Origin of the sequence: Nonomuraea sp. NPDC050643 (genome assembly GCF_040654715.1) — a bacterium.
Taxonomy (GTDB): Bacteria; Actinomycetota; Actinomycetes; order Streptosporangiales; family Streptosporangiaceae; genus Nonomuraea.
Genome location: NZ_JBFAIM010000051.1, coordinates 20,411 through 46,061, shown reverse-complemented (window position 1 = coordinate 46,061; position 25,651 = coordinate 20,411). Strand labels below are relative to the sequence as shown.

Below are 25,651 nucleotides of genomic sequence, written 5' to 3'. Positions count from 1 at the left end.
CTCTCGCACCCGGTGGCGCTGATCACCAACCTCATGGTGGGCGCCGCCCCGCGCACGCTCTCGCTCCAGGGCGGCCCGTAGCCGCCGTGGAGCCCCGCCTTCGACCAGGCATCAAGAACGTCGGCGTGCGCCGATGATCGCCGTGGCGTCCAGTTCGCCGGAGACCGCCACGCGGACCGTCAGCCCGGCGCCGGCCACGGCGTCGGCGGTCGGGGCCGCCTGCCGTTCGCTGGTCTCCACCAGCAGGTGCCCACCCGGCGCGAGCCAGTCCGGCGCGCCGGCGATGACGCGGCGGACGACGTCGAGCCCGTCGTCGCCGCCGTCGAGCGCCATGAGCGGCTCGTGCAGCCGGGCCTCGGGGGGCAGCAGGCCGACCGAGCCGGACGGCACGTACGGGGGGCTGGTGATCAGCAGGTCCACCCGGCCCCGCAGCGTGGCGGGGAGCGGCTCGTACAGGTCGCCCTCGTAGACGTGGGCGCCGGGCAGGTTGCGCCGGGCGCAGCGCACGGCGGCCGGGTGGAGGTCGGCGGCGTGCAGCTCGGCCCGCTCCAGGCGGGCCGCCAGCGCCGCGCCCATCGCGCCGGTGCCGCAGCACAGGTCGAGCACGACCGGCGTCCCGGCCACCCGCCCGGCCAGGGCGGCGGCCTGGTCGATCAGGAATCCGGTACGCGGCCGGGGCACGAACACCCCCGGCTCCACCGCCACCCGCAGGCCGCAGAACTCCGCCCAGCCCAGCACGTGTTCGAGGGGTTCGCCCGCCACGCGCCGCTCGACCATGGCGGCCAGGTCGGCGGAGGTCGGGGCGGCGGAGACGAGCAGCTCGGCCTCGTCCTCGGCGAACACGCAACCGGCGGCGCGCAACCTGGTGACGATGACCGGCAGAGGAACAGGTGATGAGAAAACCGACATGGGAGCCTTTCGGGATGCCGATGGGCGCTCCCGCGGTCACCTATTCCTGGTGGGCCGCTCGGCTGAGGGAAGGGAGCACCCAGCCTGACACAGCGGTAATGGGTCTCACCTCCCTGGGATGGGTCTCTTTCGCGACGTCACGCTACCAGAGGGTTTTTCACATCCCCGCGACGGGCCGGGCCGGGATGTCCCCGTGCAGGTGCAGCCCGGCGCCGGGGCTGGTGTCGATGGTCAGGGTGCCGCCGATGGCGCCGAGCCGGTCGTACATGTTGGTGATGCCGTGGCCGGTGCGGATCAGGTCGGGGTGGCTGCCGTTGCCGGTGTCGTGGAAGTCGAAGGACAGCCCGTTCCCGCCCCGCAGGTCGATCGTGACCGTGGCGTGCTCGCCCGCGTGCTTGCCAGCGTTCTGCAGCGCCTCCAGCAGGCAGAAGTAGATGTTGATCTCGATCTCGGGCGGGTAGCGGCCGATCCCGGCGGCGTTCACCTCGGTGGGGAGCGGGGAGTGCCGCGCCGCCGCGCGCAGCGCCGCCTCCAGCCCCGACTCGGCGAGTTGCGGCGGGTAGATGCCGTGCGCGAGGTCGCGCAGGTCGGCCGCGGCGTCGCGCAGGTCGTCGTCGAGCTGCTCCAGCAGCGGGCCCACCTGTCCCGGCTGGGTGGCCACCAGCCGCTGCGCCACCCGCGACTGCACGGCCGCCGCCACCAGCCGCTGCTGGGCGCCGTCGTGCAGGTTGCGCTCGATCTGCCGGCGTTCCCGGTCGGCCGCCGCCACCAGCCGGCCGCGCGACTCCTGCAGCGCCTCGGCCCGTGCGACCAGCATCATGTGGTTCTGCCAGGCCAGGTACGAGGCCCGCGTCAGGCCCATGACGACCAGGCCGATCACGGTCGCGTCGACCACCCAGCCCGGGGCGACCCCCTCGAACCCGATACCGGGCAGGAAGCGCTCGGGCAGGGCGATCGCGAAGGCCGTGGCGATCGTGCAGACCATGATGATCTTGAACCGCCGGCGCGGCAGGTAGGCCACGGACAGCAGCACCGGGGAGACCATGACCAGCGCGGCGTAGGGCTGCGCGGACGGGATCATCGAGGTCAGGGCGAAGGCGTAGCACCAGGTGATCGCGGCCGACAGGCCGATGGCGCGCTTGACCCGGCCGCGCCTGACGACCCGCAGGGTGACGACGGCCATCGCGGCCATGACGCAGCACAGGCCGGCCAGGGCCAGGAGCCAGGGGTTCCGCGTACGGGCGAAGACCACCAGCGCGATCGCGCCGGCGCCCAGCACCACGCCGAGGACCCCCCACAGGCCGGCGGCGATGAACCGGTGCGGATGCGGCTCCACGCTGCGCTGGGCCGCGATGTACGTCCTGGCGACGACCGCCCAGAGTCCCCCCAGCACGGAGCGGACCACGCCGCTGAGCTCCCAGCCGGAACGCTCCACGCCCGCGCTCTTCAGCACGGACCCGGCCAGGTGGCCGTGCAGCCGCACCCCGTCACCCGGCGCGGTGGCGACGGTCAGGGTGCCGCCGATGGCGCCGAGCCGGTCGTTCATGGTGATCATGCCGTGGCCCGTCCGGATGACGGCGGGGTCGCAGCCCTTGCCGGTGTCGCGGAAGTCGAAGGACAGCCCGTTGCGGTCCTGCAGGGTGATGGCGACGGTCGCCTCCTCACCGCCGTGCCTGATCGTGTTCCGCAGGGCCTCCAGCAGGCAGAAATAGATGTTGATCTCGATCTCGGGCGGGTAGCGGCCGACGCCGACGGCCCGCACGGTCGTCGGGATCGGCGCGTGCTGGGCGACCGCGCGCAGGGCGGTCTCCAGCCCGTACTGGCCGAGCTGTGGCGGGTAGATGCCGTGGGCCAGATTGCGCAGCTCCGTACTGGCCTCCTGCAGGTCGTCGGACAGGCGGCTGAGCAGCGGGCCCGCCCGGCCGGGATCACCGGCCAGCAGCCGCCGCGCCTCCCGCGACTGCTCCGCCGCCGCGGCCAGACGGCGCTGGGCGCCGTCGTGCAGGTTGCGCTCGATCCGGCAGCGCTCGCGGTCGGCCGTCGCCACCAGCCGGGCCCGCGACTCCTGCAACGCCTCCGTCCTGGCCACCAGCACCACGTGGTTCTGCCAGGCCGCCAGCGACACCAGCACGGTCAGGAACGGGATGAACGCGATCGCCAGCCCGTGCATGACCGCCGGATCGACCTTGCCCTCGAGACCCACCCCGCCGCTCACCCTGCCGACGACCACCAGCGCCGTGCCGACCAGCATGGTCGCGCCGAGCATCGCCAGCAGCCGGGCGCGGTTCATGTGCTGCAGGGCCACCAGCACCGGCAGCAGCACGGCCAGCGTCAGCGTGGACAGCGCGAACGGTGTCGTCGCGGTCACGGCGACCGCCACGATCCAGTTCGACAGCGCGAAGACGACGACCGCCGCGAACCGCCGGTACTGGTGGATCAACTGGATCGCGCGGACCAGGAACACGGCCATGACCAGGAGCAGCACAATGATCGCCACGAACCAGTCGTCGTCCAGGACCGTCGCTCTCAGCACGATCAGCCAGACCACCGCGATCAGCAGCCCGGCCAGGTCGAGCTGGATGTAGGTGCGCAGCCGCTCCCACTCGGGTGCGCCGATCTCGAGGATCTGAGGCCCGCGCAGGCCGGCTAAAACCTTGTATGGCCCCCGTCGTGCCACAACGCCTCCAGTTCGTCGGGGCCGAAGCGGTCCTTGTGCCGATAATGAGCCCCCATCACCATCGCGTCACGAGGCAGATCCTCTGTGTTGTTGACCGACAGCAGGACCACCAGGACCTCCGGATGCCAGCACCTGATCTGCCGGGCCGCCTCGAGGCCGCCCATGCCTGGCATGTTGACGTCCATCAGCACCATCGCGACCCGGTGATCCTCAAGGAAGCCCAGGGCCTCCTCGCCGCTGGTGGCCTCACCGGCCAGCTCGAACCCCTCCACCACGGCGATCACGCCGGCCACGGCCCGGCGGAACGACGGCAGGTCGTCCACCACCAGAACGCGTACGAGGTGTTGCTCCACAATGCTGATCGTCGCACCCGATCGGCGCCTTGTCGGTGGTGCCACCATCACTATCGCCCGGTGTTCGCGGACGCGCCGGAGTCGAGGAACATCAGGACCGCCTTGACCCTCCTGTTGGTGTCCCGGTCTCCGCGCAGGCCGAGCTTGAGGAAGATCGAGTTGATGTACTTCTCCACCGCCCGCTCCGAGACGCCGAACCCGGCCGCGATCGCGAGGTTCGACCGGCCCGCGGCGACCTCCGCGAGCGTCTGCCGCTCCCGTGGCGTGAGCTCCCGCAGCGCGCCCGCCTCGTTGCGCGCCTTGGCCGACACCAGCGAGTCGACCACCACGGGGTCGATGAACGAGCCCCCGGAGGCGACCGTGCGCACGGCGCTGACGAGTTCGCCGGGCGCCGCGATGCGCTCCTTGAGCAGATATCCGCGCCTGCTGCTCCCCTGCGCGATGAGGTCCAGGAGGTAGGCGGGGTCGAGGAACTGTGACAGCACGAGCACGGCCACCTCGGGATGCGTGACGCGCAGCGTCGTGGCGGCTCTGATCCCCTCGTCGGTCAGGGTCGGCGGCATGCGGATGTCGGTGACGACGACGTCGGGGCGCTCCTCGTCCACCGAGGTCATGAGGGCTTCGTAGCCCGAGCAGACCCCGCTGACCTCGACGTCGGCCTCGGTGGCGACCAGAGCCTGGATACCGGCCCGCACCAGCAGGTTGTCCTCGGCGATCACTATCCGCAACTGCGTCACCTGCAAACCGTAGTCCGGCCCTCCTGAACACTCAATACGCGCCATTGGCCTCGCACCCGCGAGTGAGGAAAACCGAACCACGAATGCGGAAGCCAGCATTATCGCTGAATAAGCGGCCACGGCGGAAACTTGGCGTAACGGCAGTGAACCTGCGAGAGCGATATGAGGGGTTTCAGCTAGGACGACGACGAGGGGGAGTGGTGGCCGAAATGCTTCACGTCACCGAGCGGGTATCGCGAATCAGGTCCAGGATCAGCGCATTGCTGACCCGCGCGGACGAAGCGCTCTGTGAGGACCAGGACGAGCGGGCCCGCCAGTACGGATGGACGGTCACCAAGACGGGTTTCGGTGCCCGGCGGTACCGCGACCCGCGATTCGACGCACTCAGGGCCGCCCGGCTCGCCGACGCGGTCCGGGCCGAGGGGACGCCGGTACGTCTCGGCGCCAGGGGCTGATCACATGCCGATCGACACGCTCGCCGACACCAGCGCCCGCAACATGCGCCGCAACCCGTACGCGCCGGTCGAGGGCCTGTATCCGGTCCTGGGGACGGGACCGCTCGTACGGTTGTGGCGGTGGCGCACGGAGATCACGCTGCTCCTCCTGGCCGCCGCGGCGGTCACGGTGATGACGGCGGCGGCCGGCCACGGACTGTGGTGGGCGCCGTTCGCGCTCGCCGGCAGCGTTTCCGTGCCGGCGACATTACCGGCCGGCCGGAAATGGATAGGGCACCACTTCTGGTGCCTGTTCTCCCGGCACCGGCTGCAGCGGGTGTGCCGGGAGACCTCCATGCACACCCGAAAGGGCCGAATTCCGCTGATCCTCTGGATATCGCCGACGGACGTGGGGGAAAGGGCTTTCATTCTGCTCCGGGCCGGGATTTGCGCCGAGGACTTCGAGGCGTTCGCCGGGGAAATAGCGGCGGCCTGCTGCGCGACTTCCGTCCGTGTCGAGCGCGACCCGCGCCGGGCGCAGTTCGTCACGGTGGAGATCATGCGGCGGGGCGTGGTGCTGGGGGCGGGGACGTGGGGCGACGCCGTGCCCGGCGCGGGGCTTCCGGTGGAGAAACTCGCCGGATAGCCCCGGCCGGGCATGGCAGGTCGCATGGCAGGTCGCATGGCAGGTCGGGCATGGCAGGCCAGAGATGGCAGGCCGGCCCGGCCGCCCGGACGGGAGCATCCGTCCGGGCGGCCGGCGTGTCGTGCGGTGGGAGATGTCACCGCTTATCGGGCGCGGCGGGGCGGCATAAGGTGAGGAGGGAAGAACGGGGGATCATGGCATGGGGCCTGTTGTGATCACTGGCGGGTTCGGACGGGTGGGCAGGCTGGTACGCCCGGCGCTGCTGGAGGCGCACCCGCTGCGGATCGTGGACCGGGCCGGCGGGCCGGCGCGGCCCGGCGAGGAGGTCCTGGCCGGCGACCTGCACCGGCCGGGGGTGGCCGAGGAAGCACTGGCCGGGGCGTCCGGGCTCGTGCACCTGGCGGCCGACCCCCGCACGACGGCCGGCTGGGAGGAGGTCTACCACGCCAACGTGGCGCTGACCCGCCGCGTCCTCGACGCCGCCGCCGCGTGCGGCGTGCCGCGGGTGGTGCTGGCCAGTTCGGTGCACGCGATGGGCGAGTACAACCGGCCCGAGCACCGCCCGGTGGATCCCGCGTGGGAGCCGCGCCCCTGCTGCGCGTACGGCCTCAGCAAGGTCGTCGTCGAGGCCCTCGGCCGCCTGCACGCCGAGCTGACCGGCGCCTCGGTGGTCGGCCTGCGGCTCGGCGCCACCGGCTACGACCTCGACGAGGCCCGCTACCTGGGCATGTGGCTGTCGGACCGGGACGCCGGCGCCCTGGTGCTGGCCGCGCTGACGGCCGGCCCGGGGTGGAGCGTGCACTTCGGCACGTCGGCCAACACCAGGCGGCACTGGGACATCACCTCGGCCAGGAAGCTCGGCTACGCCCCGCGCGACGACAGCGAGCCGTACGCGGCCACGGCCGGGCCGCCCACCGTGCCCGTCTGCCGCATGTTCACGGGCCGCGACACCCCCTCAGGCTGACTTGCGCCTGCCGTCGCGCCGGTCGCGGGGCACCAGGGTCGGGTTGACGTTGTCGAGCACCGTCTCGCGGGTGATCACGACGCGGGCCACGTCGTCGCGGCTCGGGACCTCGTACATGACGTTGAGCAGCACCTCCTCGAGGATCGCGCGGGCGGCCCTGGCGCCGGTGCGGCGCAGCAGCGCCTGCTCGGCCACGGCGGCCAGGGCGTCCCCGTCGAACTCCAGCTCCACCCCGTCGAGCTCGAACAGCCGCTGGTACTGCTTGACCAGCGCGTTGCGCGGCTCGGTGAGCATCCGGGTCAGCGCCGTCACGTCGAGCGGGCGCAGCGTGGCCACCACAGGCACGCGGCCGGTGAACTCGGGGATGAGCCCGTACCCGACCAGGTCCTGCGGCATCACGTGGGACAGCGGGTCCGGGTCGGCGGCGGGCGGCGCGGCCGCGAACCCGGCGCCCCGGCGGGCGAGCCGCCGCTCGATGATGTCCTCCAGGCCGTCGAACGCGCCGCCCGCGATGAACAGCACGTCCGTGGTGTCGATCTGGAGGAGGTCCTGGTGCGGGTGCTTCCTGCCACCCTGGGGCGGGACGGAGGCGACCGTGCCCTCCAGGATCTTCAGCAGCCCCTGCTGGACGCCCTCGCCGGAGACGTCGCGGGTGATCGACGGGTTCTCGCTCCTGCGGGCGATCTTGTCGATCTCGTCGATGTAGACGATGCCGGTCTGGGCCTTGGCGACGTCCCAGCCGGCCGCCTGGATGAGCTTGAGCAGGATCGTCTCGATGTCGTCGCCGACGTAGCCGGCCTCGGTGAGCGTGGTGGCGTCGGCGACGGCGAAGGGCACGCCGAGCATCCGGGCGAGCGTCTGCACCAGGTGCGTCTTGCCGCTGCCGGTGGGGCCGACCAGCAGGATGTTGGACTTGCCGAGCTCGACGTCCTTCTGGGCGCGGACGCGCTTGTAGTGGTTGTAGACCGCCACCGACAGGGCCCGTTTGGCCTGGTCCTGGCCGATGACGTACTGGTCGAGGAAGTCGTGGATCTCGCGCGGCCGCGCCTGCGGCCGTCCGGTCTCCGCCGAGCTCTCCGCCGAGCTCTCCATCGGGCCCTCCTCGTCGATGAGCTCGTTGCACAGCTCCACGCACTCGTCGCAGATGTAGACCGACGGCGGGCCCGCGATGAGCTTGCGCACCTCGCCCTGGGCCTTGGCGCAGAACGAGCAGCGCACCGCGTCGCCGCCCTTGCCTCCCGTACGCGCCATCGGGCTCAGCCCGCCGCGCGCGAACGGACGGGCAGGGACGCCAGCCGCAGCGTGCCGGGATCCGGCAGGAACGGCGCCTCCCCCACGAGCTCCAGCCCCGGGAAGCGGCGCAGCAGCGCCCCGAGGGCGAGACCGGTCTGCACGCGGGCCAGCGACGCGCCGACGCAGAAATGCGGCCCGTGCGAGAAGCCGAGATGCCCCGTGTACGGCTCCCGCGTGATGTCGAACCTGCCGGCGTCGACGCCGAACACGCGCGGGTCCCGGTTGACGGCCACGACGGAGGCGGAGACCGGCTCCCCCTTGCCGATCCGCACGCCCGCGATCTCGAGGTCCTCGCCGGCGAAGCGGGGCACGGTCAGCATCGCGGGGCCGCACCAGCGGATGACCTCCTCGACGGCGCGCGGCATGAGGCCGGGGTCGTCGCGCAGGGCGGCGAGCTGCCCCGGGTGGGCGAACAGGGTCGCCATGGCGTTGGCGATGAGGTTGGCCGGGGTCTGACCGGCCAGGACGAGCATCCACACCATGCCGACCAGCTCGGCGTCGGAGAGCCGGTCGCCGTCCTCCTCCATGACGCGGGCGAGGTCGGAGATCAGGTCGTCGCCGGGCTCCGTCGTGGCCTGGGCGATCGCGGTCTTGGCGCCGTCGAGGATCTCGGGGATGGCCCGCCCGAACTCCTCGCCGTGGCCCTTCGCGACGGCCGCGCCGTACGCGCGCCAGCGGCGGCGGTCGGCGGCGGGGATGCCGACGAGCTCGCAGATCACGTCGACCGGCAGCGGCCGGGCGAAGTACGCCAGCAGATCGACCGAGCCGTCCTCCCACGGCAGGTCGTCGAGCAGCCCTTCGACGATCGCCTCCATGCGCGGCCCGAACGCGGCGGCCTTGCGCGGCGTGAACGCGGGCGCGACCAGCCGGCGCAGGCGGGCGTGCTCAGGCCCGTTCATCTCGGCCATGGTGCGCAGGTAGGGCAGGCAGTGCTCCGGCACGTCGGGGCGCATGAAGCTGCCGCCGTTGATCTCCAGCCGCGGGTCGTTCAGCATCGCCCGGGCCTCTTCGTGCCGCGTCACGACCCAGTACGGCCCGAACCCGGCCCCGGTCAGCCTCGCCACCGGCGAACGCTCCCTGACGGCCCCGTAGGTGGTGAAGGGGTCCCGCACCACGGCGGGATCGGTCAGGTCGATCTCAGGCACCTCGGTCATGGCCGGCGCACTCCTCGTTTCAAATGATCCCATCATCTGAATGTCCACGGTATCTTGGTTCGCGAGCGCACGGCAACGAGGAGGACGATGGTCCGGCTCACCAGAGCGGAGACGCAGGAGCGCAACCGGGCGAAAGTGCTGGCGGCGGCCAGGGAGGAGTTCGCCGAGCGCGGATTCAGGGACGCGAAGATCGACGAGATCGCCGACCGCGCCGAGCTCACCCGCGGCGCCGTCTACTCGAACTTCCCCGGCAAGCGGGCCCTCTACTTCGCCGTCCTGGCCGACCTGGCCGAACGCGCCCCGGTGACGGCCGCCGCGGAGCCGGCGCTCACCGTACGCGAGGCGCTGGGGGCGCTGGCCCGCGGCTGGGTCACCCGCCTGCCGCTGGTCACCGACGACGAGCGGGCGCCCAGCAGGCTGGGCATGGACCTGGTCCCCGAGATCCTCGCCGACGAGGTGACGCGCCGGCCGTACGCGCAGCTCATGAAGCTCAACGCGGTCCTGCTCGGCCTGGCGCTCGAGCGCCTGCGCCCGCCCAGGGAGCCGGACGGCCGCCTGGTGCGCCTGGCCGAGGCCGCCCTCACGGTCCTGCAGGGGGCGGGTCAGCTCTCGGCCGCGGCGCCCGGCTTCGTGGAGCCGTTCGACGTGATCAGGGTGTGCGAGCAACTGGCCGACCTCGACCTGGGCGACCGGTGGTCGGTGGCGCCCATGTCCCCCAGGGTCCACGAGGTGGACGAGCCGTGGTCGCCGCCGCCGGCGGTGGACGCGATCACGGGCGACCCCGCCCGCCTGGCACGCGACGGGGTGGTGACCATGCTCGGGCTGCACCGGCTCTCGGCCGTCGAGGACGCCCTGCGCGCGGCGCCCCCGGACGCCGAGGTCACCGCCATCGCCGTGACGGCCTCGCCGGGCGAGCTGCTCCCCCTGGCGCGGCTGGTGGTGGCCGAGCTCGGCACGTGCCTGCGGGAGACCTTCCCCCGCCCGGCGTGGCCGCGGCTGCGCCTGGTCTACGACGAGTCGGGCGCCCTGGCGGCGGCGGCCGGGGTGACGCAGCCGGGCGACCGCACGGAGACCGCGATCCGCGTCGAGTCCGGCCGGATCGTCCTGCGCACCGAGGGCCTGGGCGCCTGCCACACCGCCGCCGCCCGCTGAGGGTGGCGCACCCCGTCGGCCTGGGCGACGGCGGCGTCAGCCGTCGAAGTGGATGACCACGCGCCGGTTCTCGGCGCGCCCCGCCGGGTCGTCCTTGCCGCCTTGGGTGTTCGGGGCGACCGGGTCGGCCTCGCCGTGGCCCGAGGCGACGATGCGGGGCGTGCCGCCGAGGACGCGGTCCGGCTCCCGTTTGACGCTCTCGGCACGCCGCCGCGACAGGCCCAGGTTGTAGCCGGTGCCGCCCTTGGCGTCCGTGTGGCCGTCCACGTGGACGGTGCCGGTGGCCGTACGCAGCCGTCCGGCGATCGCGGCCAGGTGGCGGGCGACGACGGGGGTCAGCGTGGCCTCGTCGAACGCGAACAGCACGTCGGACGAGATCGTGATCCGCCGCCGGAGCCCTTCGCCGGTCTCCGTCCGCAGGGGCTCGACGGTCAGCCGCAGGTCGAGCACCGCCGCCCGGAGGTTCGCGCCGGGCACGTGCGGCGCGGGGCCCACGAGCAGCGCCGCCACGGGCAGCGGCAGGGCCGGAATGCCGCGCCAGGCCATCACGTCAACCGCTCGTTTCTGGGCGCCGGGTGGCGTCGCCGGGTGCCCTTCCGGGGGCGGGAGCCTGTGCCTGCGCGGATGGGGGCGGGCTGTGACCGGCCGGGCGGCCGGCTCCGGGAACGGCGCAGGCCGACACGGCGAACGGCAGCATCACCCCCGCGACGATCCACGACGAACACGCATGACATACCTCCGAACTCCGGCCCGCCACCACGGTAGGAAGGGGCGGGCCCGGAGTTCGACGGACGATTACCGGCGCGGTCCAGGTACTTTTCCCTGGCAGTCAGGCTGTTTGACATGTTTTTCTTCCCGATGGAACCGCGCGGGGGGCCGGAACTGTCCAAGTCATGGGCGACGTTCACGCCGGCGCCCTACCGCCTTCCGGTCGCCCACCGGGCGACCCGGCGCCCGCCGGCTGACGCCGCAGACGGCCCTTCCCGTCCGCGGGCGCGTGCTGAACGTCGCCCCCCGCCAGCCCCTACCCCCGCGCCGCGGCCAGGTCGCCGTCGAGGACCCGGCCCAGGAAGGCGTCCAGGTTGACGGCCGCCCGCAGCACGCGCTCCTCGACGGTGAGCGACTCGAACCGCTCCCCCCGCTCCGTCTGCTTCCTGCCGCGCATGTAGAGCGAGCACGCCAGGTCCGCGCACATGTAGGCCCCCACCGTGTTCCCCTGCCGCCCCGCCGCCCCCACCCGGGGCGCCGTGAACAGGGCGACCCCGGTGCCGGCGTGCGGTGTCACGCACACCGAGCAGAGCGTGGACTTCGTGAAGCTCCTGCGGACGTCGGGAGCCGCCCGCAGCGCCACCCCCACGAGCCCGCCGTCACGCTCGGCCACCAGGTAGGCCCGCTCGGGCGCTCCCGGATCGCGCCAGCCCAGGAAGTCGAGATCGGGCCACGGCGTCTCGCGCAGGCCGCGCGGCAGGTTGAGCCGGCCGGCCTCACCCTTGGAGCAGTTGACGAAGCAGGCGCGGATGTCGCGCTCGGTGATCGGGTTCATGGTTCCTTCCTCTCGGCGGAGACCCGCCAGTGCGTCAGCGCGCTGTCGAGCGCGTCGAGGATCGCGGCCCAGGACGCCTCCACATCGCGCGGGTGCCCGAATCCGCCGCTCGCCTCCAGGGCGAAGAACCCCTGATAGGTGCTGCGCAGCAGGCGGATGGCGTCGGTCAGGGCGGGCTCGGGCAGCCCGTAGCCGTTCAGGTGCGCGTAGGTGGTGGCCATGATCCGCTGGTGCCCGCCCGACCCGGCGATCACGTCCGGCTCGACGGGCATCTGCGTCGCCTGGTAGCGGCCCGGACGGCTCTTGGCGAAGTCGCGCCACGCGTTCGCGAACCCGGCCAGCGACTCCTTGCCCGCCCGGCCCGTCGTGGCGGCGGCGAGCCGGTCGGCCAGCTCGCGGGCGGCGCGGACCGCCACCCGCACCCGCAGGTCCCGCACGTTCCTGACGTGCGAGTAGAGGCTCGCGTCGGCCACCCCGAAGCCGCGGGCGAGCGCGGACAGGGTGATGTTGTCGAACCCGACCTCGTCGGCCAGGTCGGCGGCCGCCTCCGTCACACGGTCCGCCGTCAGTCCGGCACGGGCCATGGGCACCTCCACACGCAGATAACCTAATACCCGTAGGTTTTAGCTTAGGGAGCCTAGGAAGCGCAAATCGTTTGTCGGGCCGGGCCGCCACGGTCGCCGCATGACCAGACGCTGGGTCAAGCAGCCGGCGGTGGTCGAGAACGGCTGGTGCCACGTGACGTTCGGGCAGAAGGCCGGGCCGCTCAGGTTCGAGCAGGACATGGAGCCGCCGCCCGGGGAGAGCACCGCCCGCATCCTCGGCCGCCACAGCCGGGCCAAGGCCGCCGTCGACCGGGCGATCAGCGCGCTCGACCTGGAGGGGGCCCGGCACCTCGACAGCCTGCGCGAGTCCATCGACGGCGCCACCGGCAGCCACTCCCGGCTTGAGCGCCGGAAAGCCGGCCGGGCGCCTCGGTCAGGTCACAGGGTGGTGGGCCGCACGGGGCGGCCGCGCACGCCGGGGTCGGCGGCGAAGAGCGCGCCCGCCTCGGGCTGCTCGGCCCGGTCGACGTCAAGGGCGGAGGTGGTGATGAACAGCCGGTCGAGGTCCTCGCCGCCGAACGTGACGGCCGTGACCTTGCGTACGGGCAGGGTGATGACGGCGTCGAGCCGGCCGTCCGCGTCATACCGGTGCACGGCGCCGCCCTGCCACAGCGCCACCCACACACCGCCCTCGGCGTCGACCGTCAGCCCGTCGGGCGCGCCGCGCCCGGGGTCGACGACGGCGAAGGGCCGCCGCCCGGTGAGCCCGGCGCCGGGGTCGTAGTCGAGCACGTCCACGCGGCCGGTCACCGTGTCGGCGTAGTAGGCCAGCCGGCCGTCCGGGCTGAAGTCGAAGCCGTTGGAGATCGTCACCTCGGGCAGCACCACGCGCAGCCCGCCGCCGGGCCCGGCCACGTAGAACGAGCCGCGCCCCGGTGCCGCGTCGTAGGCCATGCTGCCGATGTAGAAGCGGCCGTCGGGGTCGCAGCCGCCCTCGTTCATGCGGATCGAGGGGTCGCTCCATGCCTCGCCCAGGGAGCGCAGCGGGGCGTCCAGATCGTCGGAGTCGGACAGCAGCAGCTCACGCTCGGCCGCGACGAGGTAGCCGCCGGAGGCGCGCGGCCGGACGACGGCGGCCACCACGCCGACGTGGCGGCGGCGCACGGCGCCTTCGGCGTCGAGCGCCAGCACGTCGCCGGCCAGCATGTCCACCCAGCGCAGCCCGCCCCACCGGCTGGACCACACGGGTCCTTCGCCGTGCTCGGCGACGGGGTCGGTGACGGTGTAGGGGGCGATGGTCATGCCGCTCTCCTCCGTGATCGCAGGTATCCGACCCTATTGGTACGCGACCGTGAATCTCATCCTCCGGTGGGCGGGCGTCTCGGCCTCGTCGAGCAGGGCTACCGCGAAGTCCTCCATGGAGATCGCCGACCGGCCCGCGGCGTCCACCACCAGCTCGTCCCGGCCGAGCCGGTAGCGGCCGGTACGCTCCCCCGGCTCGATCAGCGCGGGCGGGCTCAGGTAGGTCCAGTCGGCGCGCTCCTCGGCCCGGCAGACCTCGAACTGGGCGTTGCAGGCCAGCGCGATGGGCCGCCACGACGGCGGGAAGCCGGGGCTCTCGACCACGGTACGCCCGCCGCCGCCCGGGACCGTCAGCCCGGCCGCGCCGCCGACCAGCAGCAGCCGCACGCCGGTCTCGGCCACCCCGGCCAGCAGTGCCTTGGCGGTGGTGACCAGGTCGGCCTCGCGGCCGGGCGCGGGGCGGGTGGCGCTGACCACCAGGTCCTGGCCCCGGCTCAGCCGGACCACGTCCGCGACGTCGGAGGCATCGCCGACCACAGCGTGCGGAAGCGGGAGACGGGCGGAGCCGCGCCCGACTGCGGGGAGCGGGAGGCGGGCCGGGTCGCGTACGACGGCGGTGACCTCGTGGCCGCGTGACACGGCCTCGGCCACGACCCGGCCGCCGACCGCTCCGGTGGCTCCGAACACGGTGATGCGCATGACGATCAGGACTCCTTTCCGGCGAGCACGCGCGGCGGCGCGGGCATGCGACGGGTGCGGGTGGGCTGGAGCTGGGCGGTGACGAGGGCGGCCAGCACGATGAGCGCGCCGAGCCCCTGGGCGGCGGTGAGGTCCTGGCCGAGCACGACCCAGCCGAGCGCGGTGGCGACGACGGGGCTGAGCAGGCCGAGGAAGGTGACCTTGGTGGCCGACAGCGCCCGCAGCCCCCTGAACCACAGGGCGTAGGCGAGGGCGGCGCCGATGAGGGAGAGGTAGGCGTACCCGGCGAGGTTGGCGGTGGTCAGGCCGGACGGGGGCGCGCCTTCGACGACGAGGGCCACGGGGAGCAGCAGCAGACCGCCGGCGACGAGCTGCCAGCCGGTGGTGGCCAGCAGTGGCGCGGGCGACTGCCAGCGCTTGCTCAGCACGACGCCGGCCGCCATGACGGCGGCGCCGCCGAGCGCGGCGGCCACGCCGATCGTGTCCAGGCGCGCGTCGGCGCGCAGCACGAGCAGGCCGACCCCGGCCACCCCCGCCACGGCGGCCAGCAGGGTACGCGGGGTCAGCCGCTCACCGAGCACCCCGGCCGACAGCAGCGCGACCAGCAGCGGCTGGACGGCGCCGACGGTCGCCGCCACTCCGCCCGGCAGCCGGTACGCCCCCACGAACAGCAACGCGAAGAACACCCCGATGTTGAGCGCGCCGAGCACCAGCGCCCGCCACCACCAGACGCCCGTCGGCAGGCGGCGGGTGATGGCCACGAGCAGGAGCCCGGCGGGCAGGGCCCGGATCACGGCGGCCAGCAGGGGCCGATCAGGCGGCAGGAGTTCGGTGGTGACGAGGTAGGTGGTGCCCCAGATGGCTGGGGTCAGCGCGGTCACGAGCACGAGGCCCGTTCGATTGCTTAGCACTAAGACAAAGTATCTCAGCACTAAGCAACTTGGCCAGTGATGTCCCTCACCGCTAAGACATCGGTAGGCTGGGGCGGTGGCCGATCATGTCGATCTCGTACTCGAGCAGTGGCACGCCCAGCGCCCCGACCTGGACGTCTCACCCATGGCGGTGCTCGGGCGGCTGTCCAGGCTGCACAACCTGGTGAGCGCGGAGCTGCGCCGTACGTTCGCCGCGCACGGGCTCGACTCGGCCTCGTTCGACGTCCTGGCCACGCTGCGCCGCAGCGATCCCCCGCACCGGCTGACGCCCGCCGAGCTGATGCGCGCGTCCATGGTCACCTCGGGGGCGATCACCCAGCGGCTCGACCGGCTGGAGTCACGCGGCCTGGTGACCCGCACCCCGAGCGAGTCGGACGGGCGCGGCGTCCACGTGACGCTCACCGGCGAGGGGTTCGCCCTGATCGAACGGGTGCTGCCCGACCACCTGGCCACCGAGAACCGGGTGCTGGCCGCGCTGCCCGCGCGACAGCGGGAGGCCCTGGCAGGCACCCTGCGCGACCTGCTGGAATCGCTCGGCGACACCCTGCGCGACTAGGGCGTGACCGCGAGGTGGAGCCGCCGCAGCCCGCGCAGCAGGAAGCTGGGCTCGTAGGCGAGGTCGTTGGCCTCGGTCAGGGCCATCGACGCCCAGCCGCGCGCCATCTCCCGCAGCGCCGTCGTCGTCTCCAGCCGGGCCAGGGGCGCGCCCAGGCAGTAGTGGACGCCCCACCCGAAGGCCAGGTGGTCACGGACGTTGCGCCGCTCGCACGAGAACCGGGCGGCGTCCTCGTACACCGCCTCGTCCCGGTTGGCGGAGGCGTAGGCGAGCACCACCGTCGCCCCGGCCGGCAGGTCCGTCTCCCCCAGCCGGGTATCGCTCATGACCAGCCGGTACATGCCCTGGACCGGGCTGAGGAGGCGCAGCCCCTCCTCGGTGAGCGCGGTGGCGCGGCCCGGGTCCTGGCGCAGGTCCCGCCATCGGGCCGGGTCGGCGGCCAGCAGGTGGGCCAGGCCGGTGAGCAGTTTGGTGGTGGTCTCGTTCCCGGCGACGAGAAGCTGGCTCAGGATGCTCAGGCACTCCGCCGTCGTGAGCGGGTCGTCCTCCTCGCCCGCAAGATGCGCCCGCGTCAGCCCGGTCAGCAGGTCGTCGCGCGGCTCGGCGCGGCGGGCGTCCAGCTCGGCGGCGAAATAGCGCTGGAACTCCAGCACGCCGCGTGCGGCCTCCAGCCGGCGCTCGTCGCCGACCTCGGCGCCGATGGTCACCGTCCAGTCGTCCGACCAGCGCTTGAAGTCGTCCAGCAGGTCCTCCGGTACGCCGAGCACGCGGGCGATCACGCGTAACGGCAGCACCACCGCGAAGTCGGCGACGTACTCGATCTCCGCCTTGGCCGTCAGGGCCGTCACCAGGGAGCGGCAGATCTCCCGGACGTCCGGCGCCCAGCCCTGCACCCTGCGGTAGGTGAAGGCCCGCGACACCAGCCGCCGGTAGCGGTCGTGCACCGGCGGGTCCTCGGTGAGCATGGTCGAGACCTGCGGCCAGCCCTGCTCCTCGATGCGGCGCAGCTCCTCGACGACGGGACCGCTCGCCTTGGTCTGCGCGCTGCCGAACCGCGACGAGAACACCTCCGGCCGCCCGAGCGCCTCGGCCACCAGTGCCCTGGACGTCACGAACCACAGGTTCCCGGCCCGGCACACGGGGGCCCGGTCGCGCATCGCGGCGTACCAAGGGTGGGGATCTTGCAGGAACGCCGCGTCAAAGGGATCGAAGGATGCCAGATCGACCATGCCGCCCTCCTCGTCGCCCTCCCCAAGTAAGAGCCCGACCCGCAGGACCGTCAAGGCAGGGCCGTCAAGGCAGGGCCGTCAAGGCGGGGCCGTCGGGGCGGGGCCGTCGGGGCGGGGCCGTCGGGGCGCGGGGCCGTCAGGGGTCAGCGGCGGCGGGGGCGTGCGCTGCGCCTGCCCTGTGTGGGTTTTTCCGGCTTGTTCTGGGCGGCGCTCCAGTGCGGTGGCCGGGTGAGCGCGGCGGGCAGGCGGGTGGCCGTGTCGCCCCGGGCGGCGTTGACCTGGGCCTGGGTGAGGAAGAGGGCGCCGGTGAGGTCGGCCCCCGACAGGTCGGCGCCCCTGAGATCGGCCCCGATCAGGTCGGCCTGCCGCAGGTCCGCCCCGCGCAGGTCCGCGCCGATGAGGTAGGCGCCCCGCAGGTTGGCCGCGCGCAGGCCGGCACCCTTGAGCCGGGCGCCCATCAGGTCGGCTCCCCTGTGCTCCTTGCCCTTGAGCCCGGCCCGCGCCAGCTCGCTCGTACGCAGCAGCAGCGCGTTGACCACGGCCCGATGCCCGGCCACATCGACCTTCTCCAGGACGTCGGCCGGCTCCCGGGTGAGGCGCTCGGTCTCCTCCAGGGCCGCGCCCAGCTCGGCGTGGACCGGCGCGGCGGCCGGCAGGGCCAGCGACTCCGCCAGATACCACAGCAGTTCGTGGAGCTGCCGCATGACCGGGAACACCGCGTACATCTGCCGGGCCGTGCCCGGCTCCTCCCGCCAGCTCCGGCCCTCGAACGTGCCCTGTGAGACCTTCTGGCCGGCGCCGAAGCAGTCGAACACCGTGCAACCGGGCAGGCCGCGCTCGCGCAGGTGCGGGTGGATGGAGCAGCGGAAGTCCGCGCGCAGGTTGACGCAGGGCTGCCCGGCGTCCTTGTCCATCGCGAAGTCGGCCGAGGCCGCGAAGGGCAGTGCCACGCAGCACAGCCCGAAGCAGCTCTCACAGTCGGCCAGCAGGCCGAGCTCGCGTGGGTTCGTGGCGGGCAACGCGCTGTTCTCCTCAGGGGCGGCGAAAAGGGGGTCGGTCAAGGGTACTCATGGATGGACGTACGGCGTCGTCGTGGTCAGCGCCGCGAACCCGAGCCGTGCCAGGATCGGCCGGCTCTCGCTGGAGGCGTCCACCTGGAGGTAGTCGTAGCCGAGCGCGACGGCCTGCCGGGCCCGGTACGCCACCAGCGCCCGGTAGATTCCCCTGCCCCGCCATTCCCGCACGGTCCCGCCGCCCCACAGGCTCGCGAACCGCGTGCCGGGATGCACGTCCAAGCGGGCCGAGCTCACCGGCACGTCTCCGGCCATGGCGACGACGGCGTTGAGGGTCCCGGCGGCCAGCCGGCCCAGCAGGTGGTGCCTGAGCCGGTCACCGGGGTCGCCGAAGGCGCTTTCGTGAACCCGCGTCACCAGCTCGACCCCCTCCCGGTCGGTCACCGGCACCAGCCGGACGCCCTCGGGGCACCCGCCCGTGATCGCGGCCGCCTCGGCGACCATGAGCGTCTCGGCCGGTTCGGCGGTGAAGCCGGCGGCCAGGAGACGGTGGCCGAGGTCGGCGGGGCGGTCGTGACCGTACAGCTTCCACTCGAACGCCAGGCCCAGTGCCCCGAAGTGGCGCACCTGGTCGGCGATCGCCGCGTCCGCGCCGCCGTCGGCGGCGTCGGCGCCGTCGTCGTCGAGGCCGTCGTCGAGGCCGGACCAGAGGACGCCGTTCCACCCGTGCGCCGGGCCCACCTGCCGGACGACGTCACCGGCCCGCTCGACCCTGACCTCCGGGCCGTCGGGGCGGGCCTCGCGCCGCAACTGCCGGTCGAACGTGGCCAGCACCTCATCAGGATTCATCCGCCCAGCTCAGCACTCGACCAGGCCGGTGAGCAACCGGATATGACCCGCGCTAACCTCCGAAGCGCCGTTGCCGGGCCGCGAAGCTGCGCAGCGCGCGCAGGAAGTCGATCTCGCGGAAGGCGGGCCAGTAGGCCTCGCAGAAGTACAGCTCGGAGTAGGCCGACTGCCAGAGCAGGAAGTTCGACAGGCGCTGCTCGCCGCTGGTGCGGATCACCAGGTCGGGGTCCGGCTGGCCGGCGGTGTACAGGTGGGGGGCGATGTCCTCCTCCGTCAGGGTCGAGGCCAGCTCCAGCATGGACTGCCCGGATTCGGCCCGCTCGTACAGCAGCTCGCGCAGGGCGTCGATGACCTCCTGGCGGCCGCCGTACCCGATGGCGAGCGTCAGGTGGAAGCCGGTGGCGCAGGTGCGGGTCGCCTCGACGGCGCTCTTGAGCGCGCGGGCCGTGGTGTCGGGCAGGAGGTCGAGCAGGCCGGCGACGTGGACCTGCCAGCGGGCGTCCGGCCGGTCGAAGCGGTCGGCGACCATCCGCTCGATCACCCCCAGCAGGTAGGCGACCTCCTCGTCGCCGCGCCGCCGCAGGTTCTCCGTCGAGCACAGGAACACGGTCACGTGCCGGATGCCCAGGCCCTCGCACCACGACAGCATGTCCTCGATGTGCTCGGCACCGTACTTGTGGCCGATGCTCGGGTTGGGCAGGCCCCGCTGGCGGGCCCAGCGGCGGTTGCCGTCCATGATCAGGCCGACGTGGCGGGGCAGCGGGCCCGCCACGACGTGGCGGCGCAGGCGCCGGGCGTACAGGGAATGGAGAAGATCGGTTGTCCGCACCCTCCAAGGATGGCGCGACCGGTGTGCCGGACGGCCTTGTTTCCCGTTTTTCGGCGTCTCACCGCTCCGTCAAGGCCAGCTTGGCGCCCATGGCGACGAACGCCGCCCCGAACCCGCGCCGCATCCAGGTCAGCACCTTGGGGCGGGAGATCACGTGGTTCCTGACGGCGGCGGCGAACAGGCCGTAGCCGGCGAAGACCACGAACGTCAGCAGCATGAACACCGCGCTGAGCTCGAGCATGCGGGCCAGCGCGGCCGGTTCGCCGGCGCTGACGAACTGGGGCAGGAACGCGAAGAAGAAGATCGACAGTTTGGGGTTGAGGATGTTGATCAGCACGCCGTCGGCGATCACGCGGGCCGCCGGGCGCGGGGCGGCGTCCCGCTCGACGCTGAGGCCGCCGCGCTCGCGCAGCGTGCTCCAGGCCATGTAGAGCAGGTACGCCACGCCCGCGTACTTGATGACCTGGAAGGCGACGGCGCTGGCGTGCAGGAGCGCGGCCAGGCCGGTCACGGCGGCGGCCATGTGCGGCACGATGCCCAGCGTGCAGCCGGACGCGGCCACCACCCCCGCCCTGCCCCCGCGCGACAGCCCGGCCGCCAGCGTGTAGAGCACGCCGGTGCCCGGGGTGATGACGATGACGAGCGAGGTCAGCAGGAACTCGATGCTCACGGCCGGCCTTTCGGGGAGGAGTGGCGTCCCCTCGGACCCAACCACCCCTCCCATTCTATGTCAATACGCGTTGGTTATAGTCGGCCAGCCGTCGCCCCACTCGACGTCCCTGGCCAGGCGGTAGAGGTCGCCCTGCCGCTTGGAGACGATCTCGTCGCGGAGCCCGTCGGTCTCGGTGCACAGGCGCATGGAGACCACGCCCTTGCGCTTGTGCGGATGGCGCAGGACGCGGGCGGCGGGGCGCGGCCAGGGGGTGGCGGTGGCGGCGACGTAGGCGAACTTCTCGTCCTCGAAGCTCAGCGTGCCGGCCTTGATGCGGCGGTGCAGGGCGGTCCTCGGCAGGCGTACGGAGAAGTGACACCAGTCGCGGCCCTGCCGGATCGGGCACGCGCCGTCGTGGGGGCAGGGGGCGACGATGGACATCGTGCGGGTCAGGACCTCCCTGGCCTGGGTGATGGTGGCGTAGCCGGCCGGGGTGCCGGGCTCGATGATGACGACCATGGCGGCGTCCCCGGCCAGCCAGCGGACGACCTGCGGGCGTTCGGGCTCGGGGAGCTCGCCCAGGGCGTACGACATGGTGACCAGGTCGGCGGGGGGACGGTCGAGGGCGGCGCCGACGGAGGCCTGGCGCCAGGTCGCGCCGCGCAGCGCCGCCGAGCCCCTGGCCAGGCGTCTGCCCAGGTCGATGATGTGCTGGTCGTGCTCGATGACGGTGACCTTCTCGATGGACGGCCAGATCCGGCTCGCCGCCCAGATCGCCGCCCCGGTGCCGCCGCCGGCGTCGAGGTGGGAACGGGGCTCGAAACCGGGGGTCAGGGCCGCGGCGTGCCGCATGGCGGTGGTGCCGGCCGCGTAGGTGGCGGGCATCCGGTACGCGGCGTAGGCGGCTATGTCGGCCCGCGAGCGCAGATGGTTGCCGCCTTGGGAGACGCCGGTCCGGTAGCGCTCGGTGAGCTGGGCCACGGAGTCGGCCAGCTCTTGCGGGGAGAAGCGGGCCAGGGCCTGGTCGAGGGCGCTTCTGAGGTCATCGGGGAGCATGGATGGTGTCACCTGGGAGGAAGATGGATGGATCGGTGCCGGGGGCGCCTGCCCGCCGGGCGGGAGGGCGTCGCGGCGGCTCATGCGGTCCGCGCCCGGGCCAGGGGCTCGCCCTCGCCTAAGGAGGGCAGGCAGAGGACGGGGAAGGTCGTCCAGGGCTCACTGAAGTCCGCGCCGAGGCGCGCGGAGATGAAGGCACGCAAAAGGGCTCCTCGGAAGGAAGGAAACGGTCTTTGTCACGCGAGCGACCGCTTCAGACGAGGAGCATCGCCCGCCGGCACGAGCCCGACGGCGAGCCGGTCAGGACGTCGAGCGTCCTCGCCACGAAGCGGCGGCGTAGACCTTGGCGAGGCGCATGCGAACCCCCATCGATTGCGTGAAGTCAACCTGGGACATTATCAACCATGCGGCGGCACGAGCGGTACGACCACCGCTTTCACCCTCTACCCGACATGCCCTTGCGGGTGGCCGGCAGGTGGTTCACGCGCTCCCGGCCTGGCAGCCGGTGCGGAACAGGCGCCAGAAGGCCAGCGCCGCCTCCTGGGCGCCGCCCGCCGGGCGCTCCCCCGCCGCGCAGTGCGCGATCACGCCGACGAGGGCGCCCGCCAGGTAGGCGGCGTGCACGTCGGCGGGCACGTCGTCCCATCCTCCCGGGCGTGAGCCGGCGGTGAAGCGGCGGGCCAGTTCGCCGGTGAGGCGTTCGCGCATGCGGGCGGCGAAGCGGGCGCTGCCGTGGGGGCCGAGCATGCGCGCGTACATGGTGGCGTTGACGGCCACGTGCTCGAACAGCTCCGCGAGCGGCTCGGGGGCCCGGCCCCGGGGGGCGTCGAGGGGGCACAGGGCGGCCGCGCGGGCGACGGCGGCGACGGCGTCCTCCATGGCGTCGGTGACCAGCGCGTCGACGTCGGGGTAGTGCAGGTAGACCGTCGCGCGGTTCACCTCGGCGCGTTTGGCCAGCGCGGACATGGTGATGGTGGCGAGCTCCTGCTGGGCGGCCAGCTCGAGCACCGCCGCCTTGAGCCGGGCACGGGTGCGTTGGGCGCGGGGGTCGTCCGAGTTCACTCGATCACTATACGACAATCGCCGCTTATGCGACATATGTTGACTAATCAACACTTGTCGCATACCTTGGTGTCATGCGTATCGAGATCTGGGCGGACGTGGTCTGCGGTTGGGCCCACATCGGCAAGCGGCGGCTGGAGAAGGCGCTCGCCTCCTGGGAGGGCGAGCCGGTCGAGGTGGTCTGGCGGCCGTACCAGATCGACCCGTCGGCGCCCGTGACGGCCGTGCCGATGGAGAGCCTGCTGCGGGACCCGATGGTGGACGAGGCGTTGCGCTCCTGCTCGCCCGGCCTGTCCCCGGAGGAGAACCGCGCCCGGGTGGCGGCGGTGGCCGCCGAAGAGGGGCTGGGGCCGCAGTGGGGCTCCGGCTGGCGGGCCGGGACGCTGGAGGCGCACCGGCTGATCGCGCTGGCGTACGAGAAGGGCGGCTCCGGGCTGCAGGACCAGGTGGTGGACAGGATCCTGCGGGCCCACTTCGTCGAGGTCCGGGACATCAGCGACCTCACCGTCCTGACCGAGATCGCCACGGAGACGGGCCTGGCCCAGGAGGCGGGCTACACCCCCGCCCCCGAGCAGGAGACCTTCCGGGCCGACGCCGTCCGGCAGACGCTTCCGGGGGCGGAGCTGGTGCGGGAGTTGCTGCTCACCGGGAAGGCCAAGGGCGTGCGCACCTCGCCCACGATCGTGGTCGGTGACCTCGCCCTGGAGGGCGCCCAGTCGCCCGCGACGATCAGGGAGTTCCTCGAGGACGCGAGCCGGCACACGCCGCGCCGGCTGCCCGCCGAGGTGACACGCCTGCGTCATGCCGAGTCGCTGCTCGACCAGCGCGACCCGCTCGGGGCCCTCACCCTGCTGCGGCCTCTGACGGAGGAGCACGGGGCCGACCGGGGTGTCCGCATGCTGGCGGCGCGGGCGTACTTCGCCTCGGCCCAGCTCAACCGGGCGCGTACGACGCTCGCGTCGCTGGTGGCCGAGGCCCCGGACGACTCCTACGCCCGCCACCTGCTCGGCCGCACCCTGCAGCGCCAGGGCCGGCACGAGGAGGCCGCCACCCACCTCACGCTGGCCGCCGTCATGACCCCCGACTACGCCACCGGCTGACATGGGCGGCGCCGCCGGATCAGGCCGGTCGCGGGGCCGGTCACGGGACCGGTCGCGGGGCCGGCCGGTGGCGGCGCCGCAGGTCGCGGGTCGCGAGGAACAGCAGCGCGGCCCAGACGGCGCAGTACGCCCCGAAGGCCGCGCCGCCGCGGCCGGTGAGCACCGCCCCGCCGAGCATCCCCACAGCCCCGGCCGCGGCCACGGCCGTGCCGAGCCAGTGCGCCGCCAGCACCCCCCGGTACGGCCACCGCCCCCGGACCCGGAACCGCCCGACCAGCAGGATCACCATGACCAGCACCCCGGACCCGGCGTTGGCCCACTGCGCCGACGCCACCTCCCCCGGCCCGTACGCCAGATAGGCGTCCGGCGGCACCTCCGGCCCGCCGCTCACCCCGAGCCGCCCCTCCAGGGCGAAGACGACCTTCGACGCCACGTACAGCCCGGTCCACGCGATTCCCGCATCCGCACTCTTCACACCGTCGACCCTGCCGCCCGGACCCGTGTGCACGGCTCCCCCGCACAGGGGAGGCGCCTCCCTCTGGGGAGCTGTGCCGTCGGCGAACACCCGCTCCCACCGGCCGCGCCCGGCGTTAGCGTGCCGGGCATGCCGATGATCGACGACGTCAAGATCGCCTACGAGGAGGCCGGCCCCGCGGCGCCGGCGGGGACCGTGGTGCTCGTCCACGCGGGCGTCGCCGACCTGCGCATGTGGGAGCACCAGTTCAGGGCGCTGTCCGGGCGTCATCGGGTGATCCGCTACGACTGGCGCGGCCACGGCCTGTCGGGAGACGTGGCGGGCGAGGTGTGCCATCACGAAGACCTGCTCGCCGTGATGGACGCGCTGGAGGTCGGGCGGGCGGTCCTGGTGGGCTGCTCGATGGGCGGCGCGTACGCCACCGAGGCCGCGCTCGCCGCCCCCTCCCGGGTGGCCGGGCTCGCCCTGGTCGGCTCCGGCCTGGGCGGGCACGAGTGGCCGCGGGAGATGCCGGCGCAGGCCGCCGAGCGCGTGCACACGTCGGTGCCCGCCGATCGCCTGGCCCGCTACCGCGCCGGCACCGCCGCCGACGTGGATCCGGCCGACGTGCGCGCCATGGCCGAGGCGCACACCCTGTGGCAGGTCGCCGGCCCGGGCCGCGGTCGCGAGGCGCTCTCCGATGAGGTCTGGTCGAGCCGCGCGTCGTCCTCCGTCACCCAGACCGCCGGGTCGCCGAGGAGGTCGAGGTCGTAGCCGATGAGGGAGAGCTCAGGGAAGAGCAGCAGCCTCGCCCCCGCTTCGGCGGCGCCCCGGACGGACAGCGCCGCCGCGTCGGCGTTGGCGCGCACGTCGCCGGGGTGGGCGGCGGTCTGGGCGACCGCCACGGTCAGGGTCTCTTGGGGCACGGCGGCAGCGTAACGTCACCCCTGCCCCGAAAGGGTGGCCGCCCCTCGCGCGGCGTGCCGGGCCAGGATGCCGCCGATGGCCGAGGCCAGCAGGTCGCGCTGCTCCGGGGGCAGCTCGCCCGCCAGCGCGTCCATCCGCCGCGCCACCTCCTCGTGGGCCAGCACGCCGAGGCGCGCGCCGTCGCAGGTCAGCTCGATGCGGCAGGCGCGGCGGTCGTGGGAGTCACGCGTGCGGACCACGAGCCCGCGTTTCTCCGCGCGGTCGACCAGCCCGGTCAGGCTGGACTTCTCCAGGTTCAGGGTCCGGGTCAGCTCGCTCATCCCGACCGGCCCGTCCACGAGCAGGCACAGGAGCTGCGCCTGCTGGGGCGTCAGGTCGTGCTCCCGGCTGACCTCCCCGAACACCTGCTGCACCAGGTGCGCCAGGCGTACGAGCGCGTCGGTGAACTGGATCGTGATCACGCCTCCGAGTCTAGTTGACAATGGTTGGCAATACGAACTACTTTCCTTCGTATCACCAACTATTCGTAGAACCAACTAAATTGGCCTCACAGGAGCCCTCCGCATGCCCGACTACGGCCACGA

General features: G+C 73.2%; 28 protein-coding genes and 1 pseudogene. 7 read left to right on the top strand and 22 right to left on the bottom strand.

The genetic code is table 11. From position 1 onward, the window contains the following. Positions 1–111 precede the first annotated feature (111 nt). The 4 genes from AB0I15_RS45825 to AB0I15_RS45810 form a co-directional block, all read right to left on the bottom strand. Positions 112–909 carry a putative protein N(5)-glutamine methyltransferase gene (locus AB0I15_RS45825; RefSeq protein ID WP_358111280.1) on the bottom strand — a complete coding sequence of 266 codons (798 nt, stop codon included), beginning with the start codon at positions 907–909 and terminating at the stop codon, positions 112–114. A 157-nt stretch (positions 910–1,066) separates the two neighbouring features. Continuing rightward, positions 1,067–3,586 (bottom strand): histidine kinase, encoded by a 2,520-nt coding sequence (locus AB0I15_RS45820; protein ID WP_358111277.1) that lies wholly within the window; start codon positions 3,584–3,586, stop codon positions 1,067–1,069. Next, on the bottom strand, positions 3,556–3,939 hold the full coding sequence (locus tag AB0I15_RS45815; protein WP_358111274.1) for a response regulator transcription factor: 384 nt from the start codon (positions 3,937–3,939) through the stop codon (positions 3,556–3,558). The genes AB0I15_RS45820 and AB0I15_RS45815 overlap by 31 nt, the downstream gene beginning before the upstream one ends. 50 nt (positions 3,940–3,989) lie before the next feature. Then, positions 3,990–4,676 carry a response regulator transcription factor gene (locus AB0I15_RS45810; protein ID WP_358111272.1) on the bottom strand — a complete coding sequence of 229 codons (687 nt, stop codon included), beginning with the start codon at positions 4,674–4,676 and terminating at the stop codon, positions 3,990–3,992. Between the two features lie 200 nt (positions 4,677–4,876). On the opposite strand from AB0I15_RS45810, the gene AB0I15_RS45805 reads away from it, so the two are divergent. From AB0I15_RS45805 to AB0I15_RS45795, 3 genes are all read left to right on the top strand, one after another. After that, positions 4,877–5,131 carry a hypothetical protein gene (locus tag AB0I15_RS45805; RefSeq protein ID WP_358111269.1) on the top strand — a complete coding sequence of 85 codons (255 nt, stop codon included), beginning with the start codon at positions 4,877–4,879 and terminating at the stop codon, positions 5,129–5,131. Between the two features lie 4 nt (positions 5,132–5,135). Further along, positions 5,136–5,756: a hypothetical protein gene (locus AB0I15_RS45800; RefSeq protein ID WP_358111266.1), complete on the top strand. Its 621-nt coding sequence runs from the start codon at positions 5,136–5,138 to the stop codon at positions 5,754–5,756. Between the two features lie 199 nt (positions 5,757–5,955). Further along, complete coding sequence (locus AB0I15_RS45795; RefSeq protein ID WP_358111263.1) at positions 5,956–6,720, top strand: NAD(P)-dependent oxidoreductase; 765 nt, start codon at positions 5,956–5,958, stop codon at positions 6,718–6,720. Here AB0I15_RS45795 and clpX read toward each other — a convergent pair. After that, positions 6,712–7,971, bottom strand: coding sequence for an ATP-dependent Clp protease ATP-binding subunit ClpX (clpX, locus tag AB0I15_RS45790; RefSeq protein ID WP_358111260.1), 1,260 nt, complete (start codon positions 7,969–7,971; stop codon positions 6,712–6,714). The genes AB0I15_RS45795 and clpX overlap by 9 nt on opposite strands. Positions 7,972–7,976: 5 nt before the next feature. After that, positions 7,977–9,167, bottom strand: coding sequence for a cytochrome P450 (locus AB0I15_RS45785; RefSeq protein WP_358111257.1), 1,191 nt, complete (start codon positions 9,165–9,167; stop codon positions 7,977–7,979). A gap of 87 nt (positions 9,168–9,254) precedes the next feature. On the opposite strand from AB0I15_RS45785, the gene AB0I15_RS45780 reads away from it, so the two are divergent. Next, positions 9,255–10,319 carry a TetR/AcrR family transcriptional regulator gene (locus AB0I15_RS45780; RefSeq protein WP_358111254.1) on the top strand — a complete coding sequence of 355 codons (1,065 nt, stop codon included), beginning with the start codon at positions 9,255–9,257 and terminating at the stop codon, positions 10,317–10,319. A 36-nt stretch (positions 10,320–10,355) separates the two neighbouring features. Here the strand turns inward: AB0I15_RS45780 and AB0I15_RS45775 are convergent, their stop codons facing one another. From AB0I15_RS45775 to AB0I15_RS45750, 6 genes are all read right to left on the bottom strand, one after another. Then, entirely contained in the window at positions 10,356–10,865 is a 510-nt protein-coding gene (locus AB0I15_RS45775; protein ID WP_358111459.1) for an OmpA family protein, read from the bottom strand. A 478-nt stretch (positions 10,866–11,343) separates the two neighbouring features. Continuing rightward, complete coding sequence (locus AB0I15_RS45770) at positions 11,344–11,862, bottom strand: FBP domain-containing protein (protein WP_358111251.1); 519 nt, start codon at positions 11,860–11,862, stop codon at positions 11,344–11,346. Then, positions 11,859–12,446: a WHG domain-containing protein gene (locus AB0I15_RS45765; protein WP_358111248.1), complete on the bottom strand. Its 588-nt coding sequence runs from the start codon at positions 12,444–12,446 to the stop codon at positions 11,859–11,861. The genes AB0I15_RS45770 and AB0I15_RS45765 overlap by 4 nt, the downstream gene beginning before the upstream one ends. A 399-nt stretch (positions 12,447–12,845) precedes the next feature. Beyond that, positions 12,846–13,709 (bottom strand): SMP-30/gluconolactonase/LRE family protein, encoded by an 864-nt coding sequence (locus AB0I15_RS45760; protein ID WP_358111244.1) that lies wholly within the window; start codon positions 13,707–13,709, stop codon positions 12,846–12,848. 33 nt (positions 13,710–13,742) lie between these two features. Beyond that, positions 13,743–14,408 carry an NAD(P)H-binding protein gene (locus tag AB0I15_RS45755; RefSeq protein ID WP_358111241.1) on the bottom strand — a complete coding sequence of 222 codons (666 nt, stop codon included), beginning with the start codon at positions 14,406–14,408 and terminating at the stop codon, positions 13,743–13,745. Between the two features lie 5 nt (positions 14,409–14,413). Beyond that, the gene (locus AB0I15_RS45750; protein WP_358111239.1) at positions 14,414–15,319 is read right to left on the bottom strand and encodes an EamA family transporter; all 906 of its coding nucleotides are present in this window, start codon (positions 15,317–15,319) and stop codon (positions 14,414–14,416) included. Between the two features lie 76 nt (positions 15,320–15,395). Between AB0I15_RS45750 and AB0I15_RS45745 the strand changes: the two genes are divergently transcribed. Beyond that, entirely contained in the window at positions 15,396–15,896 is a 501-nt protein-coding gene (locus tag AB0I15_RS45745; protein WP_358111236.1) for a MarR family transcriptional regulator, read from the top strand. Here AB0I15_RS45745 and AB0I15_RS45740 read toward each other — a convergent pair. From AB0I15_RS45740 to AB0I15_RS45710, 7 genes are all read right to left on the bottom strand, one after another. Then, positions 15,893–17,125: a cytochrome P450 gene (locus AB0I15_RS45740; RefSeq protein WP_358111233.1), complete on the bottom strand. Its 1,233-nt coding sequence runs from the start codon at positions 17,123–17,125 to the stop codon at positions 15,893–15,895. The genes AB0I15_RS45745 and AB0I15_RS45740 overlap by 4 nt on opposite strands. A 143-nt stretch (positions 17,126–17,268) precedes the next feature. Further along, a complete protein-coding gene (locus AB0I15_RS45735) occupies positions 17,269–18,186 on the bottom strand; it encodes a pentapeptide repeat-containing protein (RefSeq protein ID WP_358111230.1) in 918 nt (305 codons plus the stop codon). A gap of 6 nt (positions 18,187–18,192) precedes the next feature. Beyond that, positions 18,193–18,987: a GNAT family N-acetyltransferase gene (locus AB0I15_RS45730; protein WP_358111227.1), complete on the bottom strand. Its 795-nt coding sequence runs from the start codon at positions 18,985–18,987 to the stop codon at positions 18,193–18,195. Positions 18,988–19,039: 52 nt separating this feature from the next. Further along, a complete protein-coding gene (gene uppS / locus AB0I15_RS45725) occupies positions 19,040–19,816 on the bottom strand; it encodes a polyprenyl diphosphate synthase (protein ID WP_358111225.1) in 777 nt (258 codons plus the stop codon). Positions 19,817–19,874: 58 nt separating this feature from the next. Further along, entirely contained in the window at positions 19,875–20,486 is a 612-nt protein-coding gene (locus AB0I15_RS45720) for a LysE family translocator (RefSeq protein WP_358111222.1), read from the bottom strand. A 60-nt stretch (positions 20,487–20,546) separates the two neighbouring features. After that, entirely contained in the window at positions 20,547–21,524 is a 978-nt protein-coding gene (locus AB0I15_RS45715; RefSeq protein ID WP_358111219.1) for a small ribosomal subunit Rsm22 family protein, read from the bottom strand. A 480-nt stretch (positions 21,525–22,004) separates the two neighbouring features. Then, positions 22,005–22,586 (bottom strand): TetR/AcrR family transcriptional regulator, encoded by a 582-nt coding sequence (locus AB0I15_RS45710; RefSeq protein WP_358111216.1) that lies wholly within the window; start codon positions 22,584–22,586, stop codon positions 22,005–22,007. 74 nt (positions 22,587–22,660) lie between these two features. Between AB0I15_RS45710 and AB0I15_RS45705 the strand changes: the two genes are divergently transcribed. After that, positions 22,661–23,686, top strand: a complete 1,026-nt coding sequence (locus AB0I15_RS45705; RefSeq protein WP_358111213.1) for a DsbA family protein — start codon at positions 22,661–22,663, stop codon at positions 23,684–23,686. Between the two features lie 40 nt (positions 23,687–23,726). Here AB0I15_RS45705 and AB0I15_RS45700 read toward each other — a convergent pair whose 3' ends face one another. Then, positions 23,727–24,161 (bottom strand): hypothetical protein, encoded by a 435-nt coding sequence (locus AB0I15_RS45700; protein WP_358111210.1) that lies wholly within the window; start codon positions 24,159–24,161, stop codon positions 23,727–23,729. Positions 24,162–24,290: 129 nt separating this feature from the next. Here AB0I15_RS45700 and AB0I15_RS45695 point away from each other — a divergent pair, with 129 nt between their 5' ends. Continuing rightward, positions 24,291–24,914 carry an alpha/beta fold hydrolase gene (locus AB0I15_RS45695; RefSeq protein WP_358111207.1) on the top strand — a complete coding sequence of 208 codons (624 nt, stop codon included), beginning with the start codon at positions 24,291–24,293 and terminating at the stop codon, positions 24,912–24,914. Between the two features lie 26 nt (positions 24,915–24,940). Here AB0I15_RS45695 and AB0I15_RS45690 read toward each other — a convergent pair. Together AB0I15_RS45690 and AB0I15_RS45685 are read right to left on the bottom strand one after the other, a co-directional pair. Further along, positions 24,941–25,009: pseudogene (locus AB0I15_RS45690) on the bottom strand (hypothetical protein); the annotation flags it as partial. 72 nt (positions 25,010–25,081) lie between these two features. Next, positions 25,082–25,528 carry a MarR family transcriptional regulator gene (locus AB0I15_RS45685; protein WP_358111204.1) on the bottom strand — a complete coding sequence of 149 codons (447 nt, stop codon included), beginning with the start codon at positions 25,526–25,528 and terminating at the stop codon, positions 25,082–25,084. Between the last annotated feature and the right edge of the window lie 123 nt (positions 25,529–25,651).